Consider the following 14,874-nt stretch of genomic DNA (forward strand, 5'->3'; position numbering starts at 1 on the left):
TATTGAATTTTACTATGACAAATTAAAAGTTACAATCTCGCATTCAGTTTTATATTAAAAACCCTCGAAGTCATATAATTTGGAATCGCATACTGGTTTTTAGAATACACATCGCGCACCCAGGTATTGGTTATGGCATTTTGATTATTGAAAAGATTAAAAATTTCTACACCAAGCGATAATTCTTTAAAGTTTTTCAGCCAGCTCGTTTTAGAACTCTGTGTACTGGCATCAACAAAAACTTTAGCAAAACCAATATCAGCTCTTCTATAATCATTTAACCTGTTTTGATACAAATACGGATCAGAATAGGCCGGAGCTCCGCCTGGCAGTCCTGTATTGTAAACCAAATTCAAATACAATTTTACACTCGGAATATTCGGCATATAATCCTGAAACAACATTGCAAATTTCAATCGCTGATCAGTCGGTCTGGCAATATATCCTTTGTTTTCGTAGTTTTCTTCGGTTTTTAAATACCCAAAACTAACCCATGATTCTGTTCCCGGAACAAATTCGCCATTTAATCTAAAATCCAAACCTTGTGCGTAAGCTTTTGCATTATTATTGGCAACATATCGAATGCGGACATTATCTATCGAATACACATTTACGTCTGAAAGCGATTTATAATACACTTCTGTAACCCATTTAAATGGGCGGTTCCACATTTTAAAATTATAATCGTTGCTCAAAACTACATGAACTGCTTCCTGAGCTTTTACATTTGGATTTACAACACCGTCCAGATCACGAAGTTCTCTATAAAACGGCGGCTGATGGTACAATCCTCCAGAAATCCTGAAAACCATATCCATATCCCAATCTGGTTTTATGGCAAATTGCGCTCTCGGACTTACTACAACTTGATTTTTCCCTTCTTCTAAAGCACCCGAAACTTTCCAGCTCTGAAAACGTGCTCCAAGATGGTACCAGATTTGGCTTGACCCCAATTGAGATTGTTTATTCCACTGTGCATATCCAGAAAACCTATTAATGGTATTGAAGTTTGTCGCACGAATATCCTGATAAGGCAAAAGCGGACCTGTATATGGCGTATACGGCTGATTGTTTTCCGGAAGAATAACTAACGGTGGATTAATAGAAAATCCAGCCGAATCAATCATCTCCCACTCTACAATTCTGTCACGAATAGACTCTCTGGTATATTTCAATCCAAATTCAAGCTGGCTTTCCTGCCATTCTTTAGTCCCCTTAAGTTCGACATTCGCAATTAAAGCATCTAAATCGTTTCGCGCGTGATTTAGCTGAGAACCAATTCCGCGGGTAAAATCTATTGACGATGCATTATTTGGGTTTTCAGAATCAATATTCCCTAAACGATATTGTGCCAAAATATCAAAATGTTCTTGTTCTGTTGTATGAAATAAAGAACCTATAAGTTTTAAAGTCAGCGAAGGCGAAACTTTATATGTTGTTTTTAAAGCACCAAAATAAGTATCATATTGGTCTTTTTCCTGACCTTCATAATAAACCGCAAGCGCCATTGGCTGATCAATAGTTCCAAATTTTGTTTCGCGCGTTAATGGCTGATACAAATATTTATTCTGCGAAATATTCCCTAAAAAGCTCATCTGCCATTTTTCAGAAATATCATAATTTATATTCGTTTGGATATCGGCAAAAGTGGGCGTATAATTCGTTTGTGTATCCTGACTGTTTACAAGCAGACTATTATTGCGGTAACGAACTCCGGTAACGGCTGACCATTTTTTATTTTTTGAAACTAAATCAACAGAAGCACTTCCACCTAAAAAACTCGCTTCCAGCGAAGCTCCAAACTGTGTTGGTTTTCTATACGTGATATCTAAAACAGATGAAAGTTTATCTCCAAATTTGGCCTGAAATCCTCCAGCCGAGAAATCTACATTTTGAACCAGATCTGTATTGGTAAAACTCAAACCTTCCTGTTGCCCTGAACGAATTAAAAACGGACGATAGACTTCGACTTCATTTACATAAACTAAATTTTCATCGTAATTACCGCCTCGAACTGCATATTGCGTACTCAATTCATTGTTTGAATTTACGCCCGGAAGTGTTTTTAGAATATTTTCTATACCGGCATTTGCGCCAGGAATCTTTTTAATTGTCGCAGTTTCTACAGTTGTAATTCCCTGAACCCGTTTTCTGTTTTTGGACGAAACAAAAACTTCACCCATTTGTTCCTGCGAATTATTCATTACAGGATTAAAAACAAAAACTTCATTTGGTTTTAAGCTTACTGTAAGGCTGATCATTTTTAAGGAAATATGTGTAAAAATAATCGAAGCTTTTTTATTTGAAATTACTTCAATATCAAAAAAACCATTTACATCAGATTGTGTATTATTTTTTCCCGAAGTTATATTGACATTCGAAACCGGATGATTTTCATTATCTAAAATAATACCTTTTACATGAGCGTTTTGAGCAAATGAAATACAAGTAAAGCACAAGAAAAGTAAAGCGAATATTAACTTGTTTTTATTCAAAGATTTGGGATTTATTTTTGACTTCTAAAAAAATGAGTTTCAAAGATAGTAGAATTTCCTACATTATCAACCACTTCAATTTTTAAAAAGTTTTCACCCTCTGTTAAATATTGATCATCAAAAGTATGTGTAATCTTTCTGTTTTTATTTTCATACTCAAATAAAACCCAGCTTCCGTTTAAATATCCGTTATAAGACTTTATTCCAGAGAGAGAGTCGCCAATTGTAAATTCAATTTTTTTCTGATCACTGATCCATTTTCCCTCTACTGGTTTTGTAATTTTTATAACAGGCGGAATAGTATCCAGTACTAATCCATACGCACCTAATATTTTTGCTTTGGCTGTAAAAACATCTCCTTTTCTAACAGTTCCGTTATAACTCGTTCCTTTTCCAATATAAAGTTTATCTCTCGAAGATTCCGGATACAGCGTATCTTTTATCGTAATTGTAAAATTAGAATGCACCGGAACAGTATCATCATGAATATAAACTTTGTTGTTTCGAACATCAAAATTCATATTAAAATCTTCATAGAAAGTCCCCGCCGGAAAGAAAACTGACATATTGCCTTTTTCGAAATTTGTATCTCTATTGTATTTTACAAAATATTTAGACGTCGAAGGTTCTGCCTGCACAAGCGGTGTTGCTGTATCGTATTCAATTGGAACGGTAATTGAATTTTGGTTTCCAAAATAATCAGAAACTTCAATTTTATACGACGAAGCCAGATTGGGCTCAGCTGAAACAATTCCTCTAAGTGAATCTGTTTTAATAATACTTAATGCAAAAGGCGTTTTCATAAAAAGCTTTTGAACACGCTGGCTTGTCTTTTTATATCTCGGATAATCGATAAATGCATTGATATAACGCATTTCATCAAATGAATAGGTGTTAAACTGATAATTGTAATTCTGATTTCCGTTTAAAAAAGTCGAAACATTAAAAACTCCGTTTTTATTAAAAGATACATCATCAGTATCAACAGCATTAATCCCAAAACCAATTTTTCCGTTTGTTTTTACTTTTCCGGCTAAATAAGTTCCGTCTTTTTGAAGTGTCATATTAACGAGCAAAGGCTGTTTTGACTGATTAACCGTTGCATTATCTAACGGATAAACATATAAACTTGATAAAGTTGGTTTTTTGGTGTCTTTTATATTTTTGTCAAAGCCAAAGAAAATTGGGTTGATTACAAATTCTGTTTTAGAATCACGAATTTCAAAATGAAGATGAGGCCCTTCTGAAGATCCTGTATTTCCTGAAAGCCCTATTAACTGCCCTTTTGTAACCGGAAGTTCATCTGGTTTTGGAAACATTTCGATTTCATACGCTTTTTCTTTGTAATGGGTTTTCTTTACGTAATCCAAAATTGGTCCAACAGGTGCCTGCAAATGTCCGTACACAGAAGTATAGCCATTTGGATGCGTAATATAAATGCATTTTCCGTTTCCAAAAGTCGAAATTTTGATTCTTGACACATAACCATCAGCAACCGCGTACACATTTAGTCCTTCTCTTTGGTTTGTTTTTAAGTCAAACCCGGCATGAAAATGATTTGGTCTTAACTCGCCAAAATTACCGGAAAGCTGCATTGGAATATCAAGCGGCGGACGGAAATAGTCTTTAGGATATTGGGTTTGAGCGAATATAAAATTACAAATCAAAAGGGTAAGTACAGAAAATCTCATAAGCAACATTTTTGCTAAGATAAGCAAAAAAAAAAGCAATTAAAGCAAGAAAAAAACTACAAATATACAATTCATTGAATTACATCTATTTATCTATTTTAATGTAAAAAATTCGATAAAAAATTGCATTAATAAAAAGGAATATTAACTTTGTAGGATTAAGTAATGAATAGGATGTATAATGAGTGTAATTGCAGAAATAATTGATACTCTTGAATATAAAGTCGAAAAGCTTTTTGAAAAATCAAAAGGCCTGGAGAAAAATAATCAGGAATTACGATTAGAACTAGCCAAAGCTGCGCAAATTATCCAGAAACAATCTGAGGAAATGGAAGCTTTGAAAAAGCAATATGAAACACTTAAGATAGCCAATTCGTTACTTGGCAGCGACAATAACAAGAGAGAGACAAAGCTTAAAATAAATTCATTAATTCGCGAAATTGATTACTGTATAGCGCAACTATCAGATTAACAACATGGACGGAAAGCTTAGAATTAAAATATCAATTGCAGACCGTGTTTACCCACTTACGGTTGAACCCGCTCAGGAAGAAGGCCTTAGAAGCGCCTCAAAAAAAATTGATACCATGATTAAGCAATTCGAAGAAAGCTACGCAGTACGCGATAAACAAGATGTTCTTGCTATGTGTGCATTACAATTTGCATCGCAGGTAGAACAAAAACAAATCGATAACGCAATCGATGGAGAAGAAACTATCGAAAGAATTAAAAGATTAAATTCGCTTTTAGATCAATATCTCGAAAATTAAACGTTCTTTACAGAAACTAAGATACTGCCTACATTAGTTCACAATTGGTAAACTCAACACTAACAATTTAGAATGAGCAAATCGTCGCTACTATAGTATGCCCAGCTTTGACCGGGAAACTTGAACAGTGAGTTAGCTCAAAACTTGTCTTTACGAGTTTATTCAAGCAATTAATGTAGGCTTTTTTTATATATAAACCCTAACAAACATGGACATCATAACGATCATTATTGGTATTGTAGGTATTGCGGCAGGTTTTGCAATAGCTAAAATTATCGAGAAAAGTAATATTTCAAACCTAATCAAAAACGCTAAAAAAGAAGCAGCTTCCATTTTAAAAGATGCTAATTTAGAAGCCGAAAACATAAAAAAAGATAAAATACTTCAGGCAAAAGAGCGTTTTATCGAGTTAAAATCTGAACACGAACAAGTTATTTTAGCACGCGATAAAAAAGTGGCCGAAGTAGAAAAAAGAGTTCGTGACAAAGAATCTCAGGTTTCTAACGAACTTTCGAAAGCTAAAAAAGTCAATGACGAGTTTGAAGCTAAAACTGCTGAATACAACAACAAAATTGAAGTTCTGGATAAAAAACAAGCCGAAGTAGACAAATTACACAAAAGTCAATTACAGCAGCTTGAGGTTATTTCCGGACTTTCTGCAGAAGAAGCAAAAGAACAATTAGTTGAAGGTTTAAAAGCTGAGGCTAAAACCAAAGCTATGTCTCATATTCAGGAAACTATTGAAGAGGCAAAACTTACTGCACAGCAGGAAGCTAAAAAAATCATCATTAATACCATTCAAAGAGTTGGAACCGAAGAAGCGGTTGAAAACTGCGTTTCTGTTTTCAACATTGAATCTGACGATGTAAAAGGACGTATTATTGGTCGTGAAGGTCGTAACATTAGAGCTCTTGAAGCGGCAACCGGAGTTGAAATCATTGTTGATGATACACCAGAAGCTATTATCCTTTCTTGTTTTGATCCGGTTCGTAGAGAAATTGCACGTTTGTCTTTACACAAATTAGTAACTGACGGACGTATTCACCCTGCAAGAATTGAAGAAGTTGTTGCTAAAACAGCAAAACAAATCGACGACGAAATTATAGAAGTTGGAAAACGTACTGTAATCGATTTAGGAATTCACGGTTTACACCCTGAATTAATTAAAGTGGTTGGTAGAATGAAATACCGTTCTTCTTACGGACAAAACTTATTACAGCACTCTAGAGAAGTTTCTAAACTTTGCGGTATCATGGCAGCCGAATTAGGCTTAAATGTAAAACTGGCAAAAAGAGCAGGTTTACTTCACGATATTGGAAAAGTGCCGGACACAGAAAGTGATTTACCACACGCATTATTAGGTATGCAGTGGGCTGAGAAATACGGCGAAAAAGACGAGGTTTGCAACGCAATTGGAGCTCACCACGACGAAATCGAAATGAAATCATTATTATCACCAATCGTTCAGGTTTGTGATGCTATTTCAGGAGCAAGACCAGGCGCAAGACGTCAGGTTCTGGATTCATACATTCAGCGTTTAAAAGACCTTGAAGATGTAGCTTACGGATTCAGCGGTGTTAAAAATGCTTACGCAATCCAGGCTGGTAGAGAATTACGTGTAATTGTAGAAAGTGAAAAAGTTTCTGATGACAATGCAGCAAACTTATCATTTGAGATTTCACAAAAAATTCAAACTGAAATGACTTACCCAGGTCAGGTAAAAGTTACTGTAATTAGAGAAACAAGAGCAGTTAATATTGCAAAATAATTACGCTCTCGATATTATATAAAAAAAAGGCTGTCAACACGACAGCCTTTTTTATTGCTTTTATATTTAAAGATCATTAAAAACGATTTTAAAGCTTGTTCCTACTCCAACCTCACTTTCTACTGAAACGGTTCCTTTCATCGCCTCTATTTGGTTTCTGGTAATATACAAACCAATTCCCCTCGCTTCCTGATGCTTGTGAAATGTTTTATACATGCCAAATAACAAATCACCGTATACTTTTAAATCGATTCCTAAACCATTATCTGTAATTTTCAATGATTTATAGCCCTCTGGTTCAATTCCAAAATCAAAAACAATAACAGGTTCACGGTCTGGATGTGCATATTTTATCGCATTTGTTGTAAAATTCAGTAAAACACTCTCCAGATAAGCCGGATTAAAATTAATCGTTAAATACTGCGGTACATTATTTACAATCGTAACTTTCTTTTGATTGTCATAACCTTTTATAGTCGAAATTGTTTTTTCAATGTATTCGTGAAGCTTTAAAGGCTCAACGGCAATATTAATGTTACTTTGTGTTTTTACAATCTGGGTTAAATTAGAAATGGTTTCATTTAAATCATTCGAAACTGTACGAAGATGCTCTAACATTTCTGTAACCGTTTCTTTATCACCATCAGCATCAATAAAATCTAAAATTGATTTTATATTTCCTGCCTGTGTGTTTAAATTATGCGAAACAATATGCGAAAAATTCAACAGTCTGCTGTTTTGATCGCTGTACAGTTTCATTGTTTTTAAAAGTTCTAATTCTTTTTCCTTTTGAGCCGAAACATCTGTGTGGGTTCCAATTACACGTAATGGTTTTCCGTTTTGATCACGTTTAATGACTTTCCCTCTATCCAAAATCCATTTATAATTACCGCTTGAAGTCATTACGCGATGGTAATTTTCATAATATGGAATTTTATTATCGAAGTGTTCCCTGATATCTGAATAATATTTTGGCAGATCATCCGGATGTACGATTTTATCCCAGCGTTCAGGATCATCAAAAATATCCGTCGATTCTAGTTCTAAAATTTTAAGTGAAAGTGAAGAGTAAAAAACGTTATTGGTTACCATATCCCAGTCCCAGATTCCGGCAGTTGATGCTTCAAGAGCAAACTGAAAACGTTCTTCAGAAATACGAAGTTTTTCTTCTTTATCTTTTAATTCCGTAATATCCGAAATGTGTCCAAAAAAACTCACTCTGTTATCAGGAGACAATTCTGTTTTTGCAGAAACCTTAAACCAGCGAAGACCTTTTTTAGGCAGAACAGCCCTAAATTCAATCTGCCATGGTTCAATTTCTTTTCTTGCTTTTACTAATGACTGAAAAAAAAGTTCGCGGTCCTGTTCTAAGATTCTTTCGTAAATAGTGAGTTTTATATCGTCAGTAAATTCATTTACAGAAAGTTCAAAAATTTCATCTGCTGACTTACTAACCAATGGGAAAGTGTAGTTATTATCACTGTCAATAATAAACTGAAAAATCAAATCCGGCATTTCAGCAAATAACTTTCTGTAAAAATTATTTATCTCTAAGCAATCCTCATTACTATATAAATCAAAAACCATATATCGCTATTTAAGTAAATAATACTATACTAAAACCGAGCCACTGAATACTCAAAAATCAATGTAATTTATTTGCTTTAACGTAGAATTTTAATACAAGGTATTAATTTTTGATTTAAATATTAACAACCTTTCAAAAAAATTATCTGCGCGGATGGTAGGAATGCATTACTTCTTTTAAGAAACTCCTGTCTAAGTGAACATAGATTTCAGTAGTGGTAATCGATTCATGACCCAGCATGAGCTGAATCGATCTTAAATCTGCACCGTTTTCTAACAAATGAGTAGCAAAAGAATGACGCAAAGTGTGAGGGCTTATACTTTTATTTAAATTTATTTTTACTGCCAGATCTTTTATAATTGTAAAAATCATAGCACGGGTAAGCTGATTTCCTCTTCGGTTTAAAAATAAAGTGTCTTCACAGCCTTTTTTTATATTAAGATGAACTCTTACTTCGTTTTGATAGATTTGAATATATTTTTGAGTTAATTTTCCAATTGGAACAAAACGTTCTTTGTTTCCTTTTCCGGTAATTTTTATAAAACCTTCATCAAAATAAAGATCAGATATTTTAAGCGAAACCAATTCAGAAACCCGAAGTCCGCATCCGTAAAGGCTTTCCAGAATGGCACGATTACGTTCTCCCTCATTACTGCTTAAATCAATTGCATCAATTAGAGCATCAATTTCTTTTACAGCTAAAGTATCAGGAAGCTTTCTTCCGGTTTTAGGGCTTTCTATTAATTCCAGCGGACTGTCATTTCGATAATCTTCAAAAACCAAATAGCTGAAAAAACTTTTTAATCCTGAAATAATTCGCGCCTGAGACCTTGGATTAACTTTTTTAGAAACGGCATATATAAATTGCTGAATAGTTTCATCTGTAATTTTTAAAGGCGAAACTTCAATTTGATTCGTTTCTAAAAAAAGACATAATCTCTCGATATCAAAGCTGTAATTTTCAATTGTATTTTTAGACAAACCTCTCTCTATCCTTAAATACGACTGATAATCTTTTATATAATTATTCCATTTCATATTTACAAAGTAAAACAATTTTGGTCATAAAAAAACCTTCCTAAATTAGGAAGGTTCTAAAATATTAAAAGAGATCTTATTAGAACTTATAAGCAAAAGATAAAGCTAAAACGCTGTTTTTTGCACTGTCATAATAATCGCCTTCATTTTCGATATCTGCATTATCTGCAAGAGGAGATAAACCAATTGTATAACGTAAGTTAACAGAAACATTATCTGTAAAATGATAACCAGCTCCTAAATTGAAACCAAAATCTACAGTTTTAAAACCATCTTTAACGTCTTCACCGTTAGATTTTGCAGATAATAAGATTCCAAGTTGTGGACCAGCTTCTACACTAAATTTTTCTACTATGTAATATTTAGCTAAAACTGGGATATTCAAGTAATTTGTTTTAACATCAAAATCTCCTAAAAATGCACCACCATCAAATTTGGTTCCTTGAGTAGAGAACAAAAGTTCTGGCTGGATAGCTAATTTTTCAATGATTTTAATTTCGGCAAAACCTCCAACATGGAAACCTACCAAAGCTTTGGTATCACTAACATCTCCACCTGCCCAATTTGAAAGGTTAAGACCTCCTTTTACACCAAATCTTGTTTGTTGAGCGTTAGCAAAACTAAATGTCATTACTGCAATCGCAGCTAAAATAATTTTCTTCATTACAATTTGTTTTGGGTTATTAATTTTCAAATATAAAAATATTCTTCATAATTCTACATTAGGAATTTAACAAATAAAATGGTAATAAGCCCTTAAATTGTTAAGTTAAAATTAATTGATTTTAAAAACACTGTACTCTCGCAAATAAAAAAAGCCTTCCTCAAATTGAGAAAGGCCTTTAAAAAAACTAACTAAATATCTTATTAGAATTTGTAAACTACTCCAAAAGCTACATCTCTTAAGTCAGTTCCGAAGTTAAAACTGTTCGTTTTGTCTGCTCCGTGACCTCCGTTGTTGTTTACATTGTAACCTAAACCAAGCCAAGTAGCTTCGATAGCGAAATGGTTAGATAAGAAATAGCTTAAACCTAAACCAAGATTTGCACCAACTTCGTTTGATTTAAAATCTCCAGGTTTTACTTTACTATTAGTAAAATCAACACCTGCCTGACCATAAACAGAGAACTGTGAAGCAGGAGTAAAATAATATCTACCAAATGCTCCAACTGTAAAATCATTAGTTTTGATATCTCCAACTTTTGTTGATCCAAAACCTAATTTCGCTCCAACTGCAATATTCTCAGACACAAAATATCCAACCTTTGGCTCAATTATAAATCCGCTTGTTTTTGCATCTCCTTCTTTAGTTGAGTTAACACTTAAAGCTCCAGAAATAAACGCATCACCTTTAGCAAAACCTCCTGTTTGTGCATTAGCAAATGCAAATCCTAATACTGCAATAGCAGTTAAAATAACTTTTTTCATGATTTAAATTTTAATTACAGAAATCAAAACTAAGATTATACCTATTAAAAAAAGTCCTGTAAACGGTAATAGAGTATTAAAATAAGACAGAATTATATTACAAATAATATATTGACTTTCAGTAGATTAAGCAATAAACACAAAGAAAAAACTTAAAAAACGACAAAAAAAGTGCGAATTTTAATAATTATATAAAGCCACATATAAAACAATAAAATCAAAATAATGTAGTTTTGAATTGTAGAATAACATTTAAAACACCAAACACTAAAACATTTTTTATGAAGAAAATACTTCTAGCAGCTGTATTGTTCATTGCAACAACAACTGCAATCCAGGCACAATTTATACAAATCGGGGTTAAAGCAGGGGTTAACTTTGCTAACCAAACTGGAGGTTCTGACTTCAATGGGATTTCAGTTGATAAAGAAGGTATTACAAGTTACCATGCAGGTCTTGTGGCGGAACTAAAATTATTAGAAAAATTCTCAATTCAGCCAGAGCTTTTGTACACTACACAAGGAGCAGAATACAAAAGTGCTGTACAGGATTTTAAAAATGAAATGGGGTATATCGCTATTCCTGTAATGGCAAAAATCTACATGACTAAATCTCTTAGTTTAGAACTTGGCCCGCAAGCTTCATTTCTTGTAAGTAATAAAAAGGAATTTGATGCTGCAGATCCAAAAACATTTGACTTCTCTCTTAACGCAGGTTTAGGATTAAAAGTAGTTGGAGGTCTTTTTGTTCAGGCTCGTTATGGTATAGGTTTAACAGAAGTTTCAAAAGAAGCTGACTTTAAAAACTCTGTATTCCAACTTTCGGCAGGATATATGTTCTAAAAGAATATCACATACTTTTATAAAAACCGTTCTATTAATTAGAGCGGTTTTTTTATTTTTACACAACTCAATAACAATTGCAAAAATCAACAGCAATATCAATATTTCAATAAATAATTTTTAAATATGAAAATCTGCATTATCAACGGGCCAAATTTGAATCTTTTAGGAAAACGTGAACCAGAAGTTTACGGAAGTCAGACTTTTGAAGATTATTTTGAAACGTTGAAACAAAAATTCCCAAACGTTGAGCTTTCTTATTACCAAAGTAATATTGAGGGTGAATTGATTGGTAAAATTCAGGAAGTAGGTTTTTCATTTGACGGAATTATTCTTAACGCTGGCGCTTATACTCACACTTCTATAGGTTTGGGCGATGCTATGAAAGCCATTACAACTCCTGTAATAGAAGTTCATATTTCAAACACGTACGCACGCGAAAGCTTTAGACATCAATCTTATTTATCAGGAAATGCTAAAGGTGTAATTTTAGGTTTTGGATTAAAAAGCTACGAATTGGCAATTCAATCTTTTTTGTAATATAACATCCCTAAACGAAGTCAAAGATTTGAAAAGAAACCCAGCTTTGACTTCGTTGAGTCTTTTAAAAGATGCATTTAAAGATAGATTACAATTTAACAAATTATTAATAAGCTCATTTTGAAGTTGTTTTATTTTTGTGAGAGAAACCACTTTCATGAAAAACATTACTATACTTGCCTTTTTAATATTTTCAATTTCTAATTTTGCCCAAATCAAAGGAACTGTAACCGATGAAAAAGGAAATCCGCTGCCTTTTGTTTCTATTTTTGAAGAAGGCACCTACAGAGGAACTACTTCAAATGAACAAGGACAATACCAGCTGCAGGTAAAAGAAATTGGAAAAAATAAAATCGTTTTTCAATATCTTGGATTTAAAACCCAGAAATTAACTGTTTCGTCTGATTCTAAAATTTTGACTTTAGATGTAAAAATGCAGGAAGAAAGTTTTGCATTGAATGAAGTTGTGATAGACCCAAAAAATAATCCTGCAAATGCAATCATCAAAAACGCCATTGCAAACCGAAAGGAAAACTCCGAAAAAACAGCCCGATTTACAGCCGATTTTTATTCAAAAGGTATTTTAAAAGTAAAAGATCTGCCTAAAAAAATATTAGGCCAAAAAGTAGATCTTGGACCAGATTTATCATCCAATTTAGATTCAACCGGAACTGGAATTTTATATTTATCTGAAACCATCTCTAAAATTTCCTATCAAAAACCAGATAAGTTAAAAGAAACGATAATTGCATCAAAAATCTCTGGAAACAATAAAGGCTTTAGCTACAACACTGCAGCTTTATCTACATACGATTTCTATGACAACACCTTAGAGTTTGACATTAACCTCATCTCTCCTATTGCTAATAATGCTTTCAGTTATTACAAATACAAACTGGAAGGCAGTTTTTATGACGATAATAAAAACCAGATTTATAAAATTAAAGTAATCCCAAAACGCGATAAAGAGCCTGTTTTTGAGGGATACATCTATATTGTTGATGACAGTTTTGCTATTTACGCTGTAGATGTAGACATTAAAGGATATAGAGTAAAAAATGAATTTACTGAAAGCATGACTTTAAAACAAAGCTTTAGTTACAATTCAAAAAACAAAATCTGGTCAAAAAACGCACAAACTCTTTCTTTTAATGCAGGTGGTTTTGGAGTAAAATTTTCTGGTCAGTTTAATTACGTTTATTCCAATTATGAATTTCCGGATTCATTTGCTAAGAAAACTTTTGGAAACGAAATTGTTGCTTTTGATTTGAATGCAAATAAAAAAGATGACTCGTACTGGAATGAAATACGTCCTATTCCTTTAACACTTGAAGAAAGCGCTGATTATACTAAAAAAGACAGTCTGCAGACCATTAGAAAATCAAAAAAATATACCGATTCTATCGATGCTAAAAACAATAAATTCAAAGTTTTGAATATTCTGGGAGGTTATGATTATAAAAACACTTTTAAAAAATACTCATTTGCATTTGATGGTTTATTAAGCCCGACATCTTTGAGTTTTAATACCGTTCAGGGATTTAATCTTGGGACCGGTTTTTCATTTAAAAAATGGAATGAAGAAACCGGAAAAAGCACTTCAATAAGCACCGATTTTAATTATGGCTTTTCGGATGAGCGTTTACGTATTACTGGTCAGTTCACCCACCGATTTAATACAATTAACTATGCCACAATTTCGGCCTCTGGTGGAACAAAAACAGCTCAGTATAATAGTGCTGAACCTATCAGCAAATTAGTCAATTCTGTAAGTTCTTTATTTTTCAAAGACAATTACATGAAATTATACAATCTGGAATTTGCTCAGGTTAATTACACGCAGGATATTGCAAATGGTATTAATCTAAATGCTAAATTAGCTTACGAACAGCGAAAACCACTTTTTAATACTACTGATTATTCTTTTTTTAAAAGAGATGATATTTATTCATCAAATAATCCGCTGGCGCCGTATGATTTTAGTACTCCCGCATTCAGCCAGCATCATTTAATGAAGGCCAATCTGAATTTCAGATTTAATTTTGGAAACAAATACATTTCAAGACCAGACGGAAGATATAATTTTAAAGATGAAAAATATCCAACAGTTTATCTCGCTTTTGAAAAAGCTTTTGCTGCAAGTGAGAAAAACTATGAATTTGAACGTATTGGAACCGCTGTTCAATATGATTTAAAACTAAATAATAAAGGTATTTTAGGAATGAATTTTAAAGCTGGTAAATTCTTTAATGCCGAAAATATTTCTTTTATCGATTACAGGCATTTTAACGGAAATCAAACTCACATAGGCACAAGCGATCGTTATTTGAATGTTTTCAATTTAATGCCGTACTACGCAAACAGCACAAACGACAGCTATTTTGAAATGCATTTGGAACACAATGACATGGGATTTATAATGAATAAGATTCCGCTTTTAAATCTTTTAAAATCAACTATGAATCTGGGCTTTCATTCGCTGGCAATTCCGGATCGTAAACCTTATACTGAATTTACGGTAGGTTTAGACAATTTAGGTTTCGGAAAATTTAAATTGTTCAGAGTCGATTATGTACATTCTTACCAAGGCGGTATGCAGCAGAATGGTGTTGTGTTTGGATTGAAGATTTTGAATGTGTTGAATTAAGATACAGAGTTACAAAGGGACAGAGTTACAAAGGTATATACTTTCAGAAGTTCTCGACTTCGCTCGA

General features: G+C 33.1%; 12 protein-coding genes. 6 read left to right on the plus strand and 6 right to left on the minus strand.

Going from position 1 to position 14,874, the window contains the following annotated elements:
- Positions 1-29: 29 nt before the first annotated feature.
- Together ACTJIW_RS00480 and ACTJIW_RS00485 are read right to left on the minus strand one after the other, a co-directional pair.
- Positions 30-2,495, minus strand: coding sequence for a TonB-dependent receptor plug domain-containing protein (locus ACTJIW_RS00480; protein WP_440715397.1), 2,466 nt, complete (start codon positions 2,493-2,495; stop codon positions 30-32).
- A gap of 11 nt (positions 2,496-2,506) precedes the next feature.
- Positions 2,507-4,186 (minus strand): M23 family metallopeptidase, encoded by a 1,680-nt coding sequence (locus ACTJIW_RS00485; RefSeq protein WP_440715396.1) that lies wholly within the window; start codon positions 4,184-4,186, stop codon positions 2,507-2,509.
- A 181-nt stretch (positions 4,187-4,367) separates the two neighbouring features.
- On the opposite strand from ACTJIW_RS00485, the gene ACTJIW_RS00490 reads away from it, so the two are divergent.
- The 3 genes from ACTJIW_RS00490 (at position 4,368) to rny (ending at position 6,724) form a co-directional block, all read left to right on the plus strand.
- Positions 4,368-4,658, plus strand: coding sequence for a hypothetical protein (locus tag ACTJIW_RS00490; RefSeq protein WP_073408887.1), 291 nt, complete (start codon positions 4,368-4,370; stop codon positions 4,656-4,658).
- A gap of 4 nt (positions 4,659-4,662) precedes the next feature.
- Entirely contained in the window at positions 4,663-4,956 is a 294-nt protein-coding gene (locus ACTJIW_RS00495) for a cell division protein ZapA (RefSeq protein ID WP_440715395.1), read from the plus strand.
- Between the two features lie 208 nt (positions 4,957-5,164).
- Positions 5,165-6,724: a ribonuclease Y gene (gene rny, locus ACTJIW_RS00500; protein WP_012022232.1), complete on the plus strand. Its 1,560-nt coding sequence runs from the start codon at positions 5,165-5,167 to the stop codon at positions 6,722-6,724.
- Between the two features lie 66 nt (positions 6,725-6,790).
- Here rny and ACTJIW_RS00505 read toward each other — a convergent pair whose 3' ends face one another.
- The 4 genes from ACTJIW_RS00505 to ACTJIW_RS00520 all read right to left on the minus strand — a co-directional run bounded on the left by ACTJIW_RS00505 (position 6,791) and on the right by ACTJIW_RS00520 (position 10,778).
- Complete coding sequence (locus ACTJIW_RS00505; protein ID WP_440715394.1) at positions 6,791-8,311, minus strand: sensor histidine kinase; 1,521 nt, start codon at positions 8,309-8,311, stop codon at positions 6,791-6,793.
- Between the two features lie 142 nt (positions 8,312-8,453).
- Positions 8,454-9,350, minus strand: a complete 897-nt coding sequence (gene xerD / locus ACTJIW_RS00510; RefSeq protein ID WP_440715393.1) for a site-specific tyrosine recombinase XerD — start codon at positions 9,348-9,350, stop codon at positions 8,454-8,456.
- A 79-nt stretch (positions 9,351-9,429) separates the two neighbouring features.
- Entirely contained in the window at positions 9,430-10,014 is a 585-nt protein-coding gene (locus ACTJIW_RS00515) for a porin family protein (RefSeq protein WP_012022235.1), read from the minus strand.
- 203 nt (positions 10,015-10,217) lie between these two features.
- Positions 10,218-10,778, minus strand: coding sequence for an outer membrane beta-barrel protein (locus ACTJIW_RS00520; RefSeq protein WP_012022236.1), 561 nt, complete (start codon positions 10,776-10,778; stop codon positions 10,218-10,220).
- 281 nt (positions 10,779-11,059) lie between these two features.
- Between ACTJIW_RS00520 and ACTJIW_RS00525 the strand changes: the two genes are divergently transcribed.
- The 3 genes from ACTJIW_RS00525 to ACTJIW_RS00535 all read left to right on the plus strand — a co-directional run bounded on the left by ACTJIW_RS00525 (position 11,060) and on the right by ACTJIW_RS00535 (position 14,807).
- Positions 11,060-11,620: a porin family protein gene (locus tag ACTJIW_RS00525; RefSeq protein WP_149206324.1), complete on the plus strand. Its 561-nt coding sequence runs from the start codon at positions 11,060-11,062 to the stop codon at positions 11,618-11,620.
- Between the two features lie 126 nt (positions 11,621-11,746).
- Positions 11,747-12,160 (plus strand): type II 3-dehydroquinate dehydratase, encoded by a 414-nt coding sequence (gene aroQ / locus ACTJIW_RS00530; RefSeq protein ID WP_440715392.1) that lies wholly within the window; start codon positions 11,747-11,749, stop codon positions 12,158-12,160.
- Positions 12,161-12,317: 157 nt separating this feature from the next.
- Positions 12,318-14,807 carry a DUF5686 and carboxypeptidase regulatory-like domain-containing protein gene (locus tag ACTJIW_RS00535; protein ID WP_440715391.1) on the plus strand — a complete coding sequence of 830 codons (2,490 nt, stop codon included), beginning with the start codon at positions 12,318-12,320 and terminating at the stop codon, positions 14,805-14,807.
- Positions 14,808-14,874 lie beyond the last annotated feature (67 nt).

Origin of the sequence: Flavobacterium sp. 22659 (genome assembly GCF_052044235.1) — a bacterium.
GTDB classification, from domain to species: domain Bacteria; phylum Bacteroidota; class Bacteroidia; order Flavobacteriales; family Flavobacteriaceae; genus Flavobacterium; species Flavobacterium johnsoniae.

Excerpts from the sequence above, each read along its gene's own strand:
- ACTJIW_RS00490 (WP_073408887.1), top strand. The coding sequence starts at position 4,368 with ATGAGTGTAATTGCAGAAATAATTGATACTCTTGAATATAAAGTCGAA.
- xerD (WP_440715393.1), bottom strand. The coding sequence starts at position 9,350 with ATGAAATGGAATAATTATATAAAAGATTATCAGTCGTATTTAAGGATA.
- ACTJIW_RS00485 (WP_440715396.1), bottom strand. The coding sequence starts at position 4,186 with ATGAGATTTTCTGTACTTACCCTTTTGATTTGTAATTTTATATTCGCT.
- ACTJIW_RS00520 (WP_012022236.1), bottom strand. The coding sequence starts at position 10,778 with ATGAAAAAAGTTATTTTAACTGCTATTGCAGTATTAGGATTTGCATTT.
- ACTJIW_RS00525 (WP_149206324.1), top strand. The coding sequence starts at position 11,060 with ATGAAGAAAATACTTCTAGCAGCTGTATTGTTCATTGCAACAACAACT.
- ACTJIW_RS00535 (WP_440715391.1), top strand. The coding sequence starts at position 12,318 with ATGAAAAACATTACTATACTTGCCTTTTTAATATTTTCAATTTCTAAT.
- ACTJIW_RS00495 (WP_440715395.1), top strand. The coding sequence starts at position 4,663 with ATGGACGGAAAGCTTAGAATTAAAATATCAATTGCAGACCGTGTTTAC.
- ACTJIW_RS00505 (WP_440715394.1), bottom strand. The coding sequence starts at position 8,311 with ATGGTTTTTGATTTATATAGTAATGAGGATTGCTTAGAGATAAATAAT.
- ACTJIW_RS00515 (WP_012022235.1), bottom strand. The coding sequence starts at position 10,014 with ATGAAGAAAATTATTTTAGCTGCGATTGCAGTAATGACATTTAGTTTT.
- aroQ (WP_440715392.1), top strand. The coding sequence starts at position 11,747 with ATGAAAATCTGCATTATCAACGGGCCAAATTTGAATCTTTTAGGAAAA.
- rny (WP_012022232.1), top strand. The coding sequence starts at position 5,165 with ATGGACATCATAACGATCATTATTGGTATTGTAGGTATTGCGGCAGGT.